Source organism: Parendozoicomonas verongulae (genome assembly GCF_009711465.1).
Lineage (GTDB): Bacteria > Pseudomonadota > Gammaproteobacteria > Pseudomonadales > Endozoicomonadaceae > Sansalvadorimonas > Sansalvadorimonas verongulae.
In genome coordinates, this window is the sequence record NZ_SMME01000795.1 from 1 (window position 1) to 15628 (window position 15628).

The following is a 15628-nucleotide window of genomic DNA, read 5'->3' on the forward strand; positions in this document are numbered from 1 at the left end:
AGCAGTGTAGTAGAGATTTTGGAGTCTGTTTACTTAGTTTAATGCACTATTTTCCAAGAGTATTGCACTGTTTTCCAACTATATTGCACTATTTACCAACACTATTGCCTATCTCACAGTTTAGGGCTTCCAGATTGTCATAAACCGCGCCAAGGATTCCCCACTTATTTTTCACCCACTCAGGGGCTAGAAGGTATTGGTGTACACCGGAACCTGTCAGACGATGGAAAAGAAGGTCGTCCGGTGCGGTGGTAATAATCTCAGTCAGTACTCTGACATAGTCCTCCATCGTAAGTTCCTCAATTTCACCACGCTTCCATTGCTTAGCCATTTCGGTGCCTTTCACAATATGCAGAGGGTGAACTTTGATAGCCCGTACGCCAAGGTCGAGCACCTTACGGTAGCTGATAAGGGTGTCTTCTGGCTTTTCACCGGGCAGGCCCATAATCAGATGGGTGCAGATATTCAGATCAAACTTACGGGAGCGGATAATGGCATCTTCGTAATCGGCAAAGGTATGGCCACGATTGATACGCTCCAGAGATTCATCAAAGCTGGACTGCAGACCCAGCTCCAGCCAGATTTCATAGCCCTGCTCCTGATAGCTGGCCAGCAACGCAAGAACCGGGTCCGGTACACAGTCTGGGCGGGTGCCAACACACAGGCCGATCACATCCGGTTCAGCCAGTGCAGCATCATAGAGCTTCTTTAAATCCCGCAGATCGCCATAGGTGTTTGAATAGGACTGGAAGTACGCCAGAAACTTACGGGCTTTACGCACCTTGGTCACTTTCTCGCGAGCTGAAGCCAGTTGCTCAGCTACAGACAGTTCGCTGTTGGTGCTGCCGGGGCTGAAGGAGCGGTTGTTGCAGAAGGTACAGCCACCGATGCCTTTGGCTCCGTCACGGTTGGGGCAGGTGAACGCCGCATTCACAGACAGCTTATGGATGTGCTCTCCATACTTGTGCTGGAGGTAGCGACCAAATGTATTGACGTGACGGGTAAGATCCATAAATCAGCATTCACAAAGATAACCGGGAGCGCGGACGTTAACTGTTATTTGGCTGGCGGACTATGAGGAAAAATGCGGAAGAGGATGGGGGAGCAGGCAGGGCTGCTCCCGAAAACGTCAGGATTGTTTGCGTATTTTTTCGAGCATCTCTTTTACGATCTTTTTCGCGTCACGCTCACAGGCCTGGCGCGTTTTGGGCGTAAGGGCAGGAACACCCTTCTGATCGATGATTTTGCGTGCCAGCTTGCGGGCAACAATGGCAACCACTTCATCCATGAAGTTGTCGTCGAAAATATTGCGGTCAACAAACTGCAGTTGCACCAGCATTTTTTCCCGGCGCTTTCCTTGCTCGTTGAAATGAATAGCGAAATCGCCACTGTCTGATGTGCTCTGACTGATAGTCAGAGTAAAGTGCTCGCCGCTCATGGCCATTCGCCTCTGTAATCTCATAACCAGATTTGTCGGCATGGCGGCAGGGCACTTTATGGAGAATTCATTTGAGAGCTCACCAAAAGCTGAGTTTTACTCCACAGACAGGTAGCGTGTCATTGTCAGATCCCGTGGATTGTCGTACCAGCCTTTAACCTTTGGACTCACCAGAGAGGGAGAAACGTAATAGTAAAGAGGCACAATAGGGGAATCTTTGGCGAGAACCTTCTCCATTTCAATGAACAGTTGTTGTCGATCGGCGTTGGGGGTATTCATTTTTTTCAGCAGCGCGTCATAAATCGGGCTTTGGTATTTTGGCTTGTTGCTGCTGTTGGTGCTGCCAAAGATGGTGTACATACTGGCCGGATCATTGAAATCGGCTACCCAGGATGCCCGGGCTACATCAAAATCCTGCTGACGAATACGGGAGATAACAGATTTCCACTCCATATTTTCCAGAGTCACCTCAACACCAAGATTGGCTTTCCACATATGGGCAGCCGCAATAGCAATTTTCTGACGGGATTCGCTGGTGTTATAAAGCAGGGTCAGCTTTAAAGGATGTGCTTTGCTGAAACCTGCTTCCCGATACAGGGCTCTGGCTTCGGCAAGGCGGGCGTTGCGAGCCTTGACCTGCGCTTCAGGTGTATAGGCAGGCATACCGTTCATATAGGGAGGTACGAAATTGTAAGCGGAAACCTGTCCTTCGCCCAGTACCTTCTCTGTGATGAGATCACGGTCAAGAGCCAAAGACAGGGCTCTGCGTACACGAGGGTTGTTAAACGGCGCTCGACGGGTATTAAAGGCATAGTACTCTGTGCCCAGCATGTGGGTAACATGCAGTTCATCCGGGCGGCTGGATGTCAGCTTCTTGTAGTAGCCATCAGGAATGTTTCGTGTCATATCCAGATCACCGGCGCGATAGCGGTTAAAGGCAGATGTTGCCGATGGGAGCGGGTAGTAGGAGACACTCTTCACACTCAGGGAATCGTATTCGGGATATTTTGGATTCGCGACCAGATCGATTTTCTCATTCACGATCCAGTCTTTCAGCTGATACGGACCATTGGTGACGATGTGCTGGGGGGAAGTCCAATTGTGCCCGTACTTTTCTACAACGCTTTCAGGCTGTGGGTACAGTACAGGTGTTACCAGCATTTGCACCAGCCAGGGGACTGGCTTTTCCAGTTGTACTGTCAAAGTGTGTTGATCCGGCGCGGACACACCAAGAGTATCGGGCTTCATGTCTCCTTGAATAATGGCATGTGCATTCTTGATCGCCATCATCTCGATGTACCAGGCATAAGCGGCACCGGTACCAGGAGTGACAGCCCGTCGCCATGCACGGACAAAGTCGGCTGCCACAACCGGGCGACCGTCAGACCACTGGCTCTGGCGCAGGTGGAATGTCCAGGTCAAACCATCGGCAGATTGTGCCCAGCTCTTTGCCTGAGCGGGCACGATATCCCCCTTGTTGTCCCGGTGAACGAGACCGTCAAACAAATCACCGGCAATGAGCATGCCCGGCAGAGTGTGGATGAGCTGCGGGTCCAGAGACTCCGGCTCGGCGGCATTGGCCCTGTTCAGGTGAGGGAGAGGGTCTTTTGACTGTGAGGCTCCAAATGCACTCCCCGTCACCAGAACAGACAGTGAAATCAGCAAACTCAGAATAAGTCTCATTGGGTATCTCTGTGTAGGTAGCTAGTCTTATAAACAGCCATGAAAATTGCAGGTATGCATACTAAAGTACCTGTCATCTGACATATAGCCAAATGGAATGAGTGACTCTGGCTAAAATCGTGTCAAAAACTATTTCAGCAAAGGGAGAGGCATATGAGCTCAGTCAACCCCGGCATTCAACCCGGTACCGGACCTTCTCAGGGCGTGCCCGGCAGTGCACCTGCGGGCCCCGAAGGTAAAGTGTCTGGTGATGATGCCCAGGCTTTCGACAGCGCTATGGAAAAAGGCACTGATGGAAAGGTGAAAAAAGAGGGCGATCAGGAAGAGTTGCTGACCCCTGAAGAACAGTTGCGAAAAATGATGTCTCAACAGGTAGTTCAACAAATCTCAGAGAGGTCGAAAGAGTTCAGCCAAGAGGTCAAAAAGAACTTCGAAGGCTAAGTCTCTTTAACGATCGACTGGAATAGACTTCCCTTCATTGTCGATGGCCACGTAGGTAAAAATACCTTCGGTGACTTTGGTTCTCTCACCCGAATAAGGCAGGCCCTTGCTCCACACCTCAATGCGGATACGCATGGAGGTGCGCCCTACCCGCACAATATCGGTATAGCAGCACACCACTTCTCCTACGGCCACGGGGTGGTGAAAGCTCATAGACTCAATGGCCACTGTTGCCACCTTTGCGTGACAGCGATCCTTTGCAGCCAGCCCCCCGGCCATGTCCATTTGGGACAGCAGCCAGCCACCAAATATATCGCCATTGGGATTTGTGTCTGCTGGCATGGCTAATGTGCGCAGAGACAGCTCTCCTCGTGGTGTGGTCATAGCGGGTGCTCCAAAAGAGTTAAAGTATGATTTGAGGCAAGCCTAGTTGATTTGTGGTTTAACCCTCAATGCGGTGTTTTACCGATTCTGAGCTTTTTTGACATAAGTACTCGCCGAGTACTTCTGAGGGTTATAAAAACATACTAAAGTAATGGCATCTCAGGAAGCATCAGCTTTTAAGGTATTTTCTTGGTAATCTCCTCCTAAAGAACTTTGCAGATTCGAACGTATGAATATTGTTGATGGATGGTTGGTAGGCGATGACTCACATACCGTGGAACACTGCCCCAGCCCAAACTGTAATGAGCGACCGGAAAATGCTGATGTCGAGCTGCTGGTGATTCATAATATCAGCCTGCCCCCCGGCTCCTTTGGTGGCCCCCATATTCATGAGCTGTTCACCAATACTCTTGATCCGAATCTCCATGAATATTTTTCAGCGATTGCCCATTTGGAAGTCTCGGCCCATATCCTGATACGCCGTGATGGTTCTGTCACTCAGTTTGTTCCTTTTCATCAGAGAGCCTGGCATGCAGGTGTTTCATCTTGGCAGGGGAGCCAAGGCTGTAATGATTTCTCCATCGGTATCGAGCTGGAAGGTACAGACGATATGCCCTACGAGGCTGCTCAGTATCAGAGGCTTCAGGATATTACAAAGCTGCTTTTGAAGGTGTACCCGAAATTGACAGCTGAAAATATCGCTGGACACTGTGATATTGCCCCCGGTCGGAAAACTGACCCCGGTCCTGCTTTTCAGTGGAAAGAGTACATTTCCGGCCTTTCTTAAGGCCAATTGCTGGCTATAGTGCTTAGACGGGCAGCACACAAAGCTGCCTTTTTTGTCGAAGCATGGAGGCGGTTGTGCTGAATCTGGATGTACTGAAAGAAGTGGTTGGAGATGATCCGGCTCTGATGAAAGACATGCTAAACCAGTTTATTGAAACCACCCAGGCGGACATGCAGAACCTTCAGGATGCGCTCGTTGCCGCCAATAGCCGGGATGTTGCCAGCCTGGCCCACAGGATCAAAGGTTCCTGTTTTGTTATTGGTGCGTCAGCTCTTGCCGAGATTGCCGACACTCTTGAGCAGGACGGCAGAAAAGACCGCACCACAGACTTTCCTGTTCTCTCCCAGAAGGTCTCCAGCGCATTTCAGGATGTGCGTCAGGCGATTGAGAATCTGTAAGCCGCGGTCACAGCCGCCTTCCTAAACCCCCTACCCGTGTTATGATGGCGCGAGAGACTCTCACGATCAGATAACGAAGTATTCCCATAAACATGAGTTCTGACAACGGTCGAGATCAAAAGCTTGTGCAGCATCTCGAAGGATGTGCCTGTGAACAGCACGGTTCACTGCAAAAGCTTTACACCATTACATCTGCGCATCTATTTGCTGTCTCTCTGCGTATTCTCAAAGACAGAGAGCAGGCTGAGGATTGTCTGCAGACTGCTTACATCAAAATCTGGAAGAATGCGGGCAGCTACAACATTGCCAAGGCACGCCCCATGACCTGGATGAATACGATTGTGCGCAACACTGCGTTGGATATGCTCCGGCGAAAAAAGGTGCAGGAAGTGAGCGACGATGACCAACTTGCGCAGGTTGCAGATAACTCACCCAGCCACGATGAACAGCTAGCCTTGTCTCGCAACAGTGAAAGTATGCACCGTTGCCTTGCAAACTTGTCTGATCAGCAAAAAGTCTGCATCGAGCTTGCCTATTTTGAAGGGTTGACTCATCAGGAAATGGCAGAGCAACTGGAATATCCCTTAGGCAGTGTAAAAACCTGGATAAGAAGAGGACTGGCGAGGTTAAGGACATGTCTGAGTGGAATCTAAGCGATCCTGTAGATCGCAACGAAGCAGCTGTAGAGTATGTTCTTGGACTGCTGTCGCCTATAGAAAAGGCACGTTTTGAAGCACTCCTGAAGGTCAGTCATGAAGCACAGCAGGATGTGTGTGACTGGCAGGAGCATTTGAATGTTCTGAACGAAAACCTTGTCCCCGAGAAGCCTTCTGCCAAAGTCTGGAAAAACATCCACCGTGAACTCAAACCGGAATCTTTCTGGAGCAACCTGCGTTTTTGGCAGGGAGCCAGTGCCAGTATGGCTTTGGCAGTGGTGCTCTCTCTGGTGTTCTGGTTTAAAGGTAGTTTTTCAGGCACCGGCATGGATTATGTGTACGTTGTTCAGGCCGGTGAACAGACCGAGTGGATTGTGAATGCTTCCCTTAATAAGGAAAAGATCTTTGTGGAAGCAGCGCAGCCGGCGATCCTGCCTGAAGGTAAGGTGTGCGAACTCTGGCTGATGGTGGCCGGCCGTGAGCCGGTATCATTAGGTATCCTTCCCAAGATGGGTGTGAGTGAAGTCCCTATTCATCCGGAATGGCGCGAGGCTCTGAAAAGCTCATCTTTGGTGATCACACTTGAGAAGCCGTCGGGTGCACCTAATGGGTATGAAATGGGGCCGGTGATGAAGAAAGGTCAGTGGACGCCTGTAAATAAACCATCCGATTACTTTTAGTGTGTTAGCGATATTCTACTGAAAAACCTCACAGTGATAACGTAAACACTGGAGGCTTTTCGGCCATTCGCTGTTCTCTAACCCTGCTTTTTTCTTGAGATGGGAGAGAAATTCTTTTTTATCCGGTAATTGTTTCCAAACCTGGGGTAAGAACGTGGCTCTGTGCCCTTTGCCATCATCAATGATTAAACCATCAATATAAGGTTGAAGCTGGTTGAGAAGGTCTGCTTCATCTCTCACATGCATGGGCATGACGGGGCTGAGGATGGATACTTCAACCGTTATCGAGTCAAACTCTGCCTCAGTTAGTGGCGGAAAGCGTCGATCGTACAGAGCTGCAGATACAGCATTGTGAACAATGTCTTCTTTGAGTGGACGATAGGCATCCAGTGACCCGATGCAGCCACGTAACTGGCTACCTTTGTGCAGGCTGATAAAACAGGCGCGTACTTCTGTCAAATAGAAAGGCTCCTGTGAAAATTGACACAGAATCTGCTGTTCAGTTCTTCCTTGAACAGCCATTTGAATCGCACTTTTTGTCAGAGCCAGAATCTGTTGTTTTTCGTTATCAGAGTACACGGCAGAGTATCCGTTTTGATAGGATCATCAACGAATGGCAAAGGCGCCGTAACCGACAACGCGATCGTGTGAGCCTGCGGTATCGCCAGAGTTACGAATATCGAGAGTTTCCACGGTCATACCTTTTTCTTTGGCTAATGAAAGCAGCCCATTTAAAGGGTGGCATCCACAGGCTTGATCACCCGTTAAAGAGCTTTGCAAATCTTTTATGTTGTTTGCAGTGTGTTGGTCAATGGTTTGCGCCTCATGATAAGTGTGAAAATGGCTCAGGTCGGTGCTGATGATGATCAGTGTTTCTGGCCCGCCCCACACAGATTCCAGTACTTCAGAAACGGCCATACTGTCCGCTTCGCCAACAACCAGTGGCAGCAATTTAAAGTCGGGCAAACATACCTGAAGAAAAGGCAGTTGAACTTCCAGGGAATGTTCCAGTTCGTGGGCGGCTTCCAGCACTTGTACCTGACTGAAAGAAACAAGACGTTCTGCCAATTCCGAATCAATTTCGATGGCACCCAAAGGCGTATGGAAAACAGAACTGCCGGGCAGTGCTAAACCGTGAAGCTGTGTGCGGTGGGAAGGGCCGAGCAGAATGACCCGTTCGACAGGATGTGGATAACGCTCCAATAGTTTGTAGGCTGAAGCGGCAACTTCACCGGAATAGATATAGCCCGCATGGGGAACAATCAAAACCCGGGATGAAAAATCTGGCTCAGAGGCTTCTGCCAGAAAATGGGTAATGGCATCTTTCAGGGCTGTTTTATTTGCCGGATAGAATGTACCGGCGACAGCAGGCTGTCGTACAGACATCATCTCAATCCTATTCGGGGGCTGTATAATTATAGGAGGAGATAGCCTCTGCAGGAGGTTAATTATGAGAAATTCATTATTAGACAAACGGCTTAAATCCCCTCCGGATTTCTGGCCCACTGAATATTGGCACCCACTTGCGGATGGACGCATTCAGTGTGACCTGTGCCCAAGAGCCTGCAAGCTCCGTGAAGGGCAACAGGGGCTGTGCTTTGTTCGAGCCTGTCACAATCAGAGTATTGTGCTTACCAGCTATGGTCGCTCCAGTGGGTTTTGTATCGACCCTATAGAAAAGAAACCACTCAATCACTTTTTGCCGGGAACACCGGTTCTTTCCTTCGGCACCGCAGGTTGTAATCTCGCTTGTAAGTTTTGCCAGAACTGGGATATGAGTAAATCCAGGGAGATGGATACGTTGGCAGATCAGGCTATGCCCGAACAGCTGGTGGCAAGGGCTGCCGAGATAGACTGCCGGAGTCTGGCGTTTACCTACAACGATCCAGTCATCTTTTTGGAATATGCGCGAGATGTGGCGATAGCCGCACGGGAACAAGGTATTCGCTCTGTGGCAGTATCTGCGGGGTATGTGACTGAAAAGCCTAGAATAGAATTCTTCCACTATATGGACGCTGCCAATATAGATTTGAAAGCATTCACGGAAAACTTTTACAAAAAAATCTGTGGTGGCTCGTTAGCACCGGTTCTGGAAACATTGAAGTATCTCAAACAGGAAACGAATGTCTGGTTTGAGATAACCACATTGCTGATACCGGGAGAAAACGACAGTGAACGTGAGCTGGATGAAATGACTCTCTGGATTCGCGAGCACTTGGGCAAGGATGTTCCTCTGCATTTTACGGCCTTTCATCCCGACTGGAAAATGATGTCTCACCCTCACACCCCTGCTATAACCCTGACCCGCGCAAGAGAGATCGCACTCAAAAATGGTTTGCACTATGTGTACACCGGAAACGTTCACGACAGCCGCGGTGGAAGTACATGGTGCTCAGAGTGCGGTAAACGTCTTATAGAGCGGGATTGGTATACCTTGGGAGAGTGGAATTTGGATGCAGCGGGATGTTGCCGTCATTGTGGGAAACATCTGCCGGGTGTGTTTGAGAGCGAACCGGGTATATGGGGCGCCCGTCGTGTACCTGTGAGAATGGTATGAAATGAAATCTTGTACTACTTTTTCTGTGATTTTCGTTTGATATTCGGACAAGCAAAAAATTGAAATTTTTTTCGTTTTTCTGGGAACTTTTCAAGGTAACCAGTGTCTGAGTATATGAGAGGGCGATAACGTAACCCTTTCGAAGTTTCCTTGTGTGTGTGATGTTTTGGCTTTGTTGGTGTGTGGCAAAGTCAGATATTTTAGCCCCGCCTCGTTCCCCCGAGCCGGGGTTTTCTTTTGCCTGCTCCCCGCAGAGCGCAGGGAGCAAGGTCATCGGTTAGTTGTTTTCTTTTGACAGTTCTGCAATTTCCATAAGACGTGTAAGAACGCGCTCGTTCAGACTGTTCTTCGGGTACTTACCACGGCTATTCAGTGCGCCTGGCTTCATACCTGTAAGAATCTCTAACGCTTCTTCCACATGGGATACCGCATGAACGCTAAACTGCCCCAGCTTGACAGCTGCAAGAACTCGCTCACTCAGCATCAGGTTACGCACGTTAGCGGTAGGGATAATAACCCCTTGATCACCGGTTAGGCCCCGTGCGTTGCAAAGATCAAAGAAACCTTCAATTTTTTCATTCACACCACCAATTGCCTGTACTTCACCATGCTGGTTCATGGATCCGGTGATGGCCCAGGACTGCTTGATGGGAACGCCTGTGAGCGCAGAGAGCAGGCAGCACAGTTCCGCCATGGAGGCACTGTCACCATCGACATAGCCGTAAGACTGCTCCATCGCCAGGCTGGCAGAAATGGCCAGCGGGAACTTCTGAGCATACTTGGCACCCAGATAACCTGTCAGAATCATCACACCTTTTGAGTGAATGGCCTGACCCAGCTGCACTTCCCTCTCTACATCCACAATGCCCTGAGAGCCAGGATATACAGCCGCCGTAATACGGGCAGGGGAGCCAAAGCTGGTATCGCCGATGGAGAGTACTGTGAGTGCATTGATTTTGCCCACGGCTTCACCATCGGAATCAATCAATACACTGCCTTCCAGCACTTCCTTGAGAATCTCCTTACTGACCCGACCTGTGCGCTCAGCCTTGGCTGCCAGCGCTTTGTCCACATGGATATGGGTGATCTTGCGGCCACGAGTATCACGTCGGATAAAGTCTGCCTCTGCCAGCAGGTTGAACAGGTCACCAATATGAGCAGACAGGTGACGTTTATGTTCTGCAAGGCGGGAGCTGTATTCCACCATACGGGCAACAGCCTGTGCTGTGAGTGGCGGATAGCCTTCATCGCTGGCTCGAGTGTGGAGAAGGCGTGCGAAGGAGTGAGTGGTTTCTGGCGTACGTTCAAGGTGACCATCAAAATCCACCAGAACACGGAACATTTCGTGGAAATCCGCATCCAGTTCCTGCAGGAGGTAGTAAATCTGGCGGGAGCCCAGCAGTACAATTTTTACATTTAGAGGGATGATTTCCGGATTCAGGGTGATGGTGTTAACCAGGCCCATTTCGCTGGCAGGAGACTCGATCTTGAGCTGTTTTTCTTTCATAGCCCGTTTAAGTGCTTCCCACACAAACGGCTCTTCCAGTAGTTTGGCGGCTTCCATAACCAGATAACCACCGTTAGCCCGGTGCAGACTACCTGAGCAAATCTGGCGATAGCTGGTGAGCAGAGCGCCCATCTCAGTGGTGTATTCAATACGGCCAAACAGATTGCGGTAGCTGGGGTGGGTTTCAAAAACCACAGGCGCGTGGTCATTTTCCTTGTGTCCAACAACAATATTGGGCACATACATATCCCGCAGCAAGTTGCGCTTGCCTGCATCTTCCTTGAACTCAATGCCACGTTCATCAGCCAGATGCTCCACAACGGCTTTGTGGAGATCAGTTTTCATCGCTTCCAGGTATTCAGTGACCCCGGCGTAGCGGCCATACTCCTTTTGTAGTGACTTCAGCAGCGGCTCAAGAGCTTTGTCGATAGCCTGATAGTTCAGGGTTCTCAGTTCCTCACTGGATGTTCGCTTCCACTGTGGCAGCTCAGACAGCTCCTCATTGAGCAGGGTTTCCAGTGCGGCAATGTCTTTGTTAAACCTGTTGCGCTTACGATCTGGCAGCTGGGCGAATTCGGTTTCGTCCATAGGCTTGCCTTCGTACATGGGGGCAAAGGTCAGGGAGCCCTGCTCCCGAAACAGGCAGATATCACGGCGCAGACCTTCCTGCTCTACAGTTTCAATGGCTTTGTCATAACTCCTGTTGAACTTGCGCTCAATCAGGCTTTTCTTCTGTTGATAGGAAGGGCTTTCAAAAGCCGCGGGGAAGGTATCCATCAGCTCATCTACAAGATGAGTGAAGTCTTTTTGTAGTTTTGAGCCTGTCCCTACGGGCAGGCGGAGAACAGAAGGTTCGCGAGGATTGTCGAAGTTGTTGACGTAAGCCCAGTCTTCCGGGGCATCTTGGGTTTTAGCTTCGCCTTCCAGATAGTGGCGGATATAAGAGGTGCGTCCGGTGCCGGACTCTCCCATCACATAAATGTTGTAACCGGCGCGCTGCATAGACACACCAAAACGAATGGCAGTTTCTGCGCGCTCTTGTCCGAGGATGCCGGCAAAAAGCTCCAGCTCATCGGTATTTTTAAAGCCCAGTTCCTTAACCGACTGACGGGCAGTCAACTGAGTAGCTGGAACTTTTGTTTGAGTGACTGCTTTTGACATTAATGTCTCTTATCCCTTGTCTGTGACGTCCTGATAATACCGAAAGTCGGCTATTCAAAGATAACAGAAAACTGAGTGGAGATGCTTCGCAGGCATAAATCTTTATAAGGGACTCCCGTGAACTGTGCTAGCGAGACTTGCGACCTTGGAAATGACGACTAAGTTTATGATCTGCCAAAAACAGGCTGCTGCGATAAAAAGCAACGAGCAGAAGACCGAATAAGCGAACAAATAAGGAGTTATCAGAAGCAGATGATAACGATTGAAAACCTGAAAAAGGCTTTCGGTGGCTTTATGGCTGTCGATGGAATCACTCTTAATGTGTCTCCGGGGGAGGTGTTGGGGTTCCTGGGCCCAAATGGTGCGGGTAAGTCTACCACCATGAAAATGCTCACCGGGTTTATCAAACCTTCCGGCGGTCAGATTTGCCTGTTTGGTTTTGATATTCTGTCTGATGCCATCAGGGCAAAAGAACTGATCGGCTATTTACCAGAAGGCGCTCCGGCCTACGGAGATATGACGCCAGTACAGTTTCTTACCTTCGTGGCAGATATTCGTGGAATGGGGGTGCGGAAAGCCCAACGTATTAATGACGTGATTTGCCGCCTTGAATTAAACAATGTTGCCAATCGCCCAATCGACACACTATCCAAAGGCTATAAGCGCAGAGTGGGTATTGCTCAGGCCATTCTCCATGACCCCAAAGTACTGATTCTGGATGAGCCGACCGATGGCCTTGACCCGAATCAGAAACATCAGGTACGAGAGCTGATTCGTGGTTTGGCAAAAGATAAAATCGTTATCGTTTCCACTCACATTCTTGAAGAGGTGACAGCCGTTTGTACCCGTGCAGTGATTATCGCCAATGGCCGGGTGCTGGCTGATGCAACACCTTCGGAGCTGGAAAATCGCTCCCGCTACCATCATGCAGTCACCGTGTCTTTGAAGGATGATGATACCGACAAAACGCTTAAGGTGTTGAAGTCTCTTACGGGCGTGAAGGAAGTAGAAGTCAGCCCCGACCACTCTGCGCGCTACACACTTATTCCCAATTCAGAACAAAGCAGTGATCTGCTCGCTGCTGTAAATAAGTTGGTTCAGGAAAATGGTTGGGTAGTGGATGAAATATTTATGGAACGTGGACGGTTGGATGATGTTTTCCGTCAGCTGACGACCCAAAATACTCGTCGTGGGGAGATTGCGTAATGACACAGGTGATGGTGATCTTTCGGCGGGAATTGGGCAGCTATTTTTCCACCCCTCTGGCTTATGTCTTTATTGTGATGTTCCTTATTCTTACAGGGGTTTTCACATTCTACCTTGGCGGATTTTATGAACGGCGTCAGGCTGATTTAACCCCGTTTTTTATGTTTCATCCGTGGCTCTACCTCTTTCTAATTCCAGCGGTCAGTATGCGGTTATGGGCGGAGGAGCGAAAATCTGGAACTCTGGAATTACTGCTGACCTTACCGGTGCCTTTAAAAACAGCGGTGTTGGGAAAGTTTTTGGCGGCATGGGTATTTACGGGGGTTGCTCTTGTTCTGACTTTCCCCATTTGGCTGACCGTGAATTATTTAGGGGAGCCTGATAACGGTGTGATACTGGCGGGTTATATTGGCAGCTGGTTAATGGCTGGTGGGTTTCTTGCTATTGGCTCCTGCCTCTCTGCAGCAACCAGTAATCAGGTGATTGCATTTATTCTTACGGTAGTTGTTTGCTTTGTGTTTGTGGCAGCAGGTTTTCCTCTGGTGCTCGAGGCATTTCAGAGCTGGGCGCCTGCCGTAGTTGTGGATGCTGTGGCAGGGTTAAGCTTTCTGACACACTTTGAAGCGGTGAGTCGGGGCGTTCTGGATTTTCGTGATCTTCTCTATTTCCTGATTATGTGTGTGGGCTGGCTGTATGCAACGGCCATTGTTATCGATATGAAAAAAGCGGATTGAGGAGGCCTGTTATGAATTCCAAATTGTTTTCAAAAAGTGGCCTGATTCTTTTGGCTGCCGGCGTAGTGATACTGACAGCAACCGTGAACTACCTGCTCCGTGGTGCGCGAGTTGATCTTACTCAGGATGATATTTATACCCTCTCTTCCGGCACGGTGAATATCATGAAAAACTTGCCAGAGCCTGTCACTTTGAAGTTCTATTTCTCCCGCAGCCAGACGGGGGATATACCGCAGATTCGTAACTATGCCCGCAGAGTTCAGGAGCTGCTGCAGGAGTATGTTCAGCTTTCCAATGGGCGCATTGAACTGGAAGTGATTGACCCTGAACCCTTTTCGGAACATGAGGACGAAGCTGCTGGTTATGGTTTGCAGGCAGTGCCGGTTTCTCGAGCAGGGCAAACGGTTTATATGGGGCTGGTGGCTCTTGGCGCTGATGTGAAAGAGGGCGCTGACCGTAAAACAGAAACGATACGTTTCTTATCACCCGATAAAGAGCGTTTTCTGGAATATGATGTCAGCAACCTGATTTACGGCGTTTCACACACTTCCAAACCTAAATTGGCACTGATCAGCTCTCTTCCTGTGAATGGTGGTGGCTTTGATATGGCTACCCGTCAACTACAACAGCCATGGATGAGCATTTCTCAGCTTGAAAAGCTCTACACCGTGCAGACACTTGCTGGGGATGTGAAACAGATTCCTGATGATATTTCCCTGCTGATTCTTGTTTTGCCAGAACTGTCTCTTGCCACTCGATATGCCGTTGATCAGTATGTGCTGCGAGGTGGCAATGCACTGATCTTCCTTGATCCTTTTGCTGAATCTGCAGGTGGAGTGGAAATGATGGGACAAGGCGGTACCCAGTCTGCGTATCTGGAAGACCTGCTTAATACCTGGGGTGTTGAAATGGTGAAGGATCACTTTGTAGCAGACGATAAGTTCGCTCTCTCAGTGGGTAGCGCTATGGGGCGCCCCATTCGTCATCTGGGTATTCTTGGTTATGGGAAAAGCAGCTTCAATGGAGCCGATGTTGTTACCAGCAACCTGAAAACAGTGAACTTTTCTTCGGCCGGTGCTCTCAAGCTGAAAGAAGGGGCGGCCGTAACATTTGAGCCTTTGTTGCAGTCGAGTACAGAGTCAGCGCTTTTGAATACAACACAGCTTACAATGATGTCTGACCCCAAAGTGCTGCAGAAAGGCTTTCAGCCAACAGGAGAGCAGTACACTATTGCTGCGCGTATAACCGGCCAGATGAAAACAGCATTTCCCGATGGGCAGCCTGAGCCAGTGAAGTCCGACGAAGGAAAGGGCGGTAATCAATCTTCCGAACCGGAGGCTCCTCTCCCTGCCCATATCCAGGCATCTAAAAAAACAGCCAATATTATTCTGGTGGCTGACACTGATGTGCTTTCTAACCGGTTATGGGTTCAGGTCTCCCAGTTCTTCGGGCAGCAGGTTGCCAACCCCTTTGCCAATAATGGTGATATGTTCACCAATATGGCGGATAACCTGACTGGTAATGCCGATCTGATCAGTATCCGCAGTCGAGGTCAATTCTCCCGTCCCTTTACACGGGTCGATGAGCTAGAGCGTCAGGCTCAGGCTCGTTTTCTGAAAACAGAAGAAGAACTGAACCAGCAGCTGCAGTCGACCGAACGTCGATTGATGGAACTGCAGATGAAAAAACAAGGCAAAGATGCTTTTGTAATGAGTGCAGAACAGACTCAGGAAGTGGAAAAGTTCAAACAGGAAAAGTTGAAAATTCGTAAGCAACTGAGAGATGTGCAACATCAGTTAAATCTGGATATTGACCGTCTTGGCACCCAGTTAAAGTGGATCAATATCCTATTAGTACCAATGCTGCTCACGCTAGTAGCATTGTTCTGGCGCGGAAGGAGACTGCGAATAGCCTGATTACTCTGTGGATATGGAGCATTTGCAAGGGTCGCAAATGCTCCGACAGACCCTAGGGCCTGTTGAGGTTTTAGACAGGA

16 protein-coding genes are annotated in these 15628 nt (G+C 49.5%); 9 read left to right on the forward strand and 7 right to left on the reverse strand.

Annotated features, from left to right (window positions below; translation table 11 throughout):
- Window positions 1-88: 88 nt before the first annotated feature.
- The 3 genes from mnmL to E1189_RS07740 form a co-directional block, all read right to left on the reverse strand.
- Complete coding sequence (gene mnmL, locus E1189_RS07730; RefSeq protein ID WP_155159456.1) at window positions 89-1012, reverse strand: tRNA modification radical SAM protein MnmL/YtqA; 924 nt, start codon at window positions 1010-1012, stop codon at window positions 89-91.
- Window positions 1013-1129: 117 nt separating this feature from the next.
- Entirely contained in the window at window positions 1130-1438 is a 309-nt protein-coding gene (locus E1189_RS07735; RefSeq protein ID WP_155159457.1) for a hypothetical protein, read from the reverse strand.
- A 96-nt stretch (window positions 1439-1534) separates the two neighbouring features.
- Window positions 1535-3121 carry a peptide ABC transporter substrate-binding protein gene (locus E1189_RS07740; protein WP_155159458.1) on the reverse strand — a complete coding sequence of 529 codons (1587 nt, stop codon included), beginning with the start codon at window positions 3119-3121 and terminating at the stop codon, window positions 1535-1537.
- Between the two features lie 153 nt (window positions 3122-3274).
- Here E1189_RS07740 and E1189_RS07745 point away from each other — a divergent pair, with 153 nt between their 5' ends.
- A complete protein-coding gene (locus tag E1189_RS07745) occupies window positions 3275-3562 on the forward strand; it encodes a hypothetical protein (RefSeq protein WP_155159459.1) in 288 nt (95 codons plus the stop codon).
- 6 nt (window positions 3563-3568) lie between these two features.
- Here E1189_RS07745 and E1189_RS07750 read toward each other — a convergent pair whose 3' ends face one another.
- Complete coding sequence (locus tag E1189_RS07750; protein WP_155159460.1) at window positions 3569-3946, reverse strand: acyl-CoA thioesterase; 378 nt, start codon at window positions 3944-3946, stop codon at window positions 3569-3571.
- A 229-nt stretch (window positions 3947-4175) separates the two neighbouring features.
- Here E1189_RS07750 and ampD point away from each other — a divergent pair, with 229 nt between their 5' ends.
- The 4 genes from ampD (at window position 4176) to E1189_RS07770 (ending at window position 6467) form a co-directional block, all read left to right on the forward strand.
- Window positions 4176-4733, forward strand: a complete 558-nt coding sequence (gene ampD, locus E1189_RS07755; RefSeq protein WP_155159461.1) for a 1,6-anhydro-N-acetylmuramyl-L-alanine amidase AmpD — start codon at window positions 4176-4178, stop codon at window positions 4731-4733.
- 74 nt (window positions 4734-4807) lie between these two features.
- On the forward strand, window positions 4808-5131 hold the full coding sequence (locus E1189_RS07760; protein ID WP_196221301.1) for an Hpt domain-containing protein: 324 nt from the start codon (window positions 4808-4810) through the stop codon (window positions 5129-5131).
- 92 nt (window positions 5132-5223) lie between these two features.
- Window positions 5224-5784, forward strand: coding sequence for an RNA polymerase sigma factor (locus E1189_RS07765; RefSeq protein ID WP_155159463.1), 561 nt, complete (start codon window positions 5224-5226; stop codon window positions 5782-5784).
- Window positions 5766-6467: an anti-sigma factor gene (locus E1189_RS07770; protein ID WP_155159464.1), complete on the forward strand. Its 702-nt coding sequence runs from the start codon at window positions 5766-5768 to the stop codon at window positions 6465-6467. Before E1189_RS07765 ends, E1189_RS07770 begins: the two co-directional genes overlap by 19 nt.
- A gap of 15 nt (window positions 6468-6482) precedes the next feature.
- On the opposite strand, the gene amrA is transcribed toward E1189_RS07770, so the two are convergent.
- Window positions 6483-7046 (reverse strand): AmmeMemoRadiSam system protein A, encoded by a 564-nt coding sequence (gene amrA / locus E1189_RS07775; RefSeq protein ID WP_155159465.1) that lies wholly within the window; start codon window positions 7044-7046, stop codon window positions 6483-6485.
- Between the two features lie 27 nt (window positions 7047-7073).
- Window positions 7074-7856, reverse strand: coding sequence for an AmmeMemoRadiSam system protein B (amrB, locus tag E1189_RS07780; protein ID WP_155159466.1), 783 nt, complete (start codon window positions 7854-7856; stop codon window positions 7074-7076).
- A gap of 61 nt (window positions 7857-7917) precedes the next feature.
- Between amrB and amrS the strand changes: the two genes are divergently transcribed.
- A complete protein-coding gene (gene amrS / locus E1189_RS07785) occupies window positions 7918-9024 on the forward strand; it encodes an AmmeMemoRadiSam system radical SAM enzyme (RefSeq protein ID WP_155159467.1) in 1107 nt (368 codons plus the stop codon).
- 277 nt (window positions 9025-9301) lie between these two features.
- Here amrS and E1189_RS07790 read toward each other — a convergent pair whose 3' ends face one another.
- Window positions 9302-11692, reverse strand: a complete 2391-nt coding sequence (locus E1189_RS07790) for a Lon protease family protein (RefSeq protein WP_155159468.1) — start codon at window positions 11690-11692, stop codon at window positions 9302-9304.
- Between the two features lie 252 nt (window positions 11693-11944).
- Here E1189_RS07790 and E1189_RS07795 point away from each other — a divergent pair, with 252 nt between their 5' ends.
- Genes E1189_RS07795 through E1189_RS07805 form a run of 3 tightly spaced genes read left to right on the forward strand, consistent with a single transcriptional unit; the run spans window position 11945 to window position 15548 of the window.
- Entirely contained in the window at window positions 11945-12898 is a 954-nt protein-coding gene (locus E1189_RS07795; protein WP_155159469.1) for an ABC transporter ATP-binding protein, read from the forward strand.
- The gene (locus E1189_RS07800) at window positions 12898-13632 is read left to right on the forward strand and encodes a heme exporter protein CcmB (protein WP_155159470.1); all 735 of its coding nucleotides are present in this window, start codon (window positions 12898-12900) and stop codon (window positions 13630-13632) included. Before E1189_RS07795 ends, E1189_RS07800 begins: the two co-directional genes overlap by 1 nt.
- Window positions 13633-13643: 11 nt before the next feature.
- Complete coding sequence (locus E1189_RS07805) at window positions 13644-15548, forward strand: Gldg family protein (protein ID WP_155159471.1); 1905 nt, start codon at window positions 13644-13646, stop codon at window positions 15546-15548.
- Window positions 15549-15628: the final 80 nt, after the last annotated feature.

Bases quoted from the DNA above. Each gene is read 5' to 3' on its own strand.
- E1189_RS07790 (WP_155159468.1), bottom strand. From the start codon at position 11,692: ATGTCAAAAGCAGTCACTCAAACAAAAGTTCCAGCTACTCAGTTGACT.
- E1189_RS07745 (WP_155159459.1), top strand. From the start codon at position 3,275: ATGAGCTCAGTCAACCCCGGCATTCAACCCGGTACCGGACCTTCTCAG.
- E1189_RS07735 (WP_155159457.1), bottom strand. From the start codon at position 1,438: ATGAGCGGCGAGCACTTTACTCTGACTATCAGTCAGAGCACATCAGAC.
- E1189_RS07770 (WP_155159464.1), top strand. From the start codon at position 5,766: ATGTCTGAGTGGAATCTAAGCGATCCTGTAGATCGCAACGAAGCAGCT.
- mnmL (WP_155159456.1), bottom strand. From the start codon at position 1,012: ATGGATCTTACCCGTCACGTCAATACATTTGGTCGCTACCTCCAGCAC.
- E1189_RS07805 (WP_155159471.1), top strand. From the start codon at position 13,644: ATGAATTCCAAATTGTTTTCAAAAAGTGGCCTGATTCTTTTGGCTGCC.
- E1189_RS07750 (WP_155159460.1), bottom strand. From the start codon at position 3,946: ATGACCACACCACGAGGAGAGCTGTCTCTGCGCACATTAGCCATGCCA.
- amrB (WP_155159466.1), bottom strand. From the start codon at position 7,856: ATGATGTCTGTACGACAGCCTGCTGTCGCCGGTACATTCTATCCGGCA.
- ampD (WP_155159461.1), top strand. From the start codon at position 4,176: ATGAATATTGTTGATGGATGGTTGGTAGGCGATGACTCACATACCGTG.
- E1189_RS07740 (WP_155159458.1), bottom strand. From the start codon at position 3,121: ATGAGACTTATTCTGAGTTTGCTGATTTCACTGTCTGTTCTGGTGACG.
- E1189_RS07800 (WP_155159470.1), top strand. From the start codon at position 12,898: ATGACACAGGTGATGGTGATCTTTCGGCGGGAATTGGGCAGCTATTTT.
- E1189_RS07795 (WP_155159469.1), top strand. From the start codon at position 11,945: ATGATAACGATTGAAAACCTGAAAAAGGCTTTCGGTGGCTTTATGGCT.
- amrS (WP_155159467.1), top strand. From the start codon at position 7,918: ATGAGAAATTCATTATTAGACAAACGGCTTAAATCCCCTCCGGATTTC.
- E1189_RS07765 (WP_155159463.1), top strand. From the start codon at position 5,224: ATGAGTTCTGACAACGGTCGAGATCAAAAGCTTGTGCAGCATCTCGAA.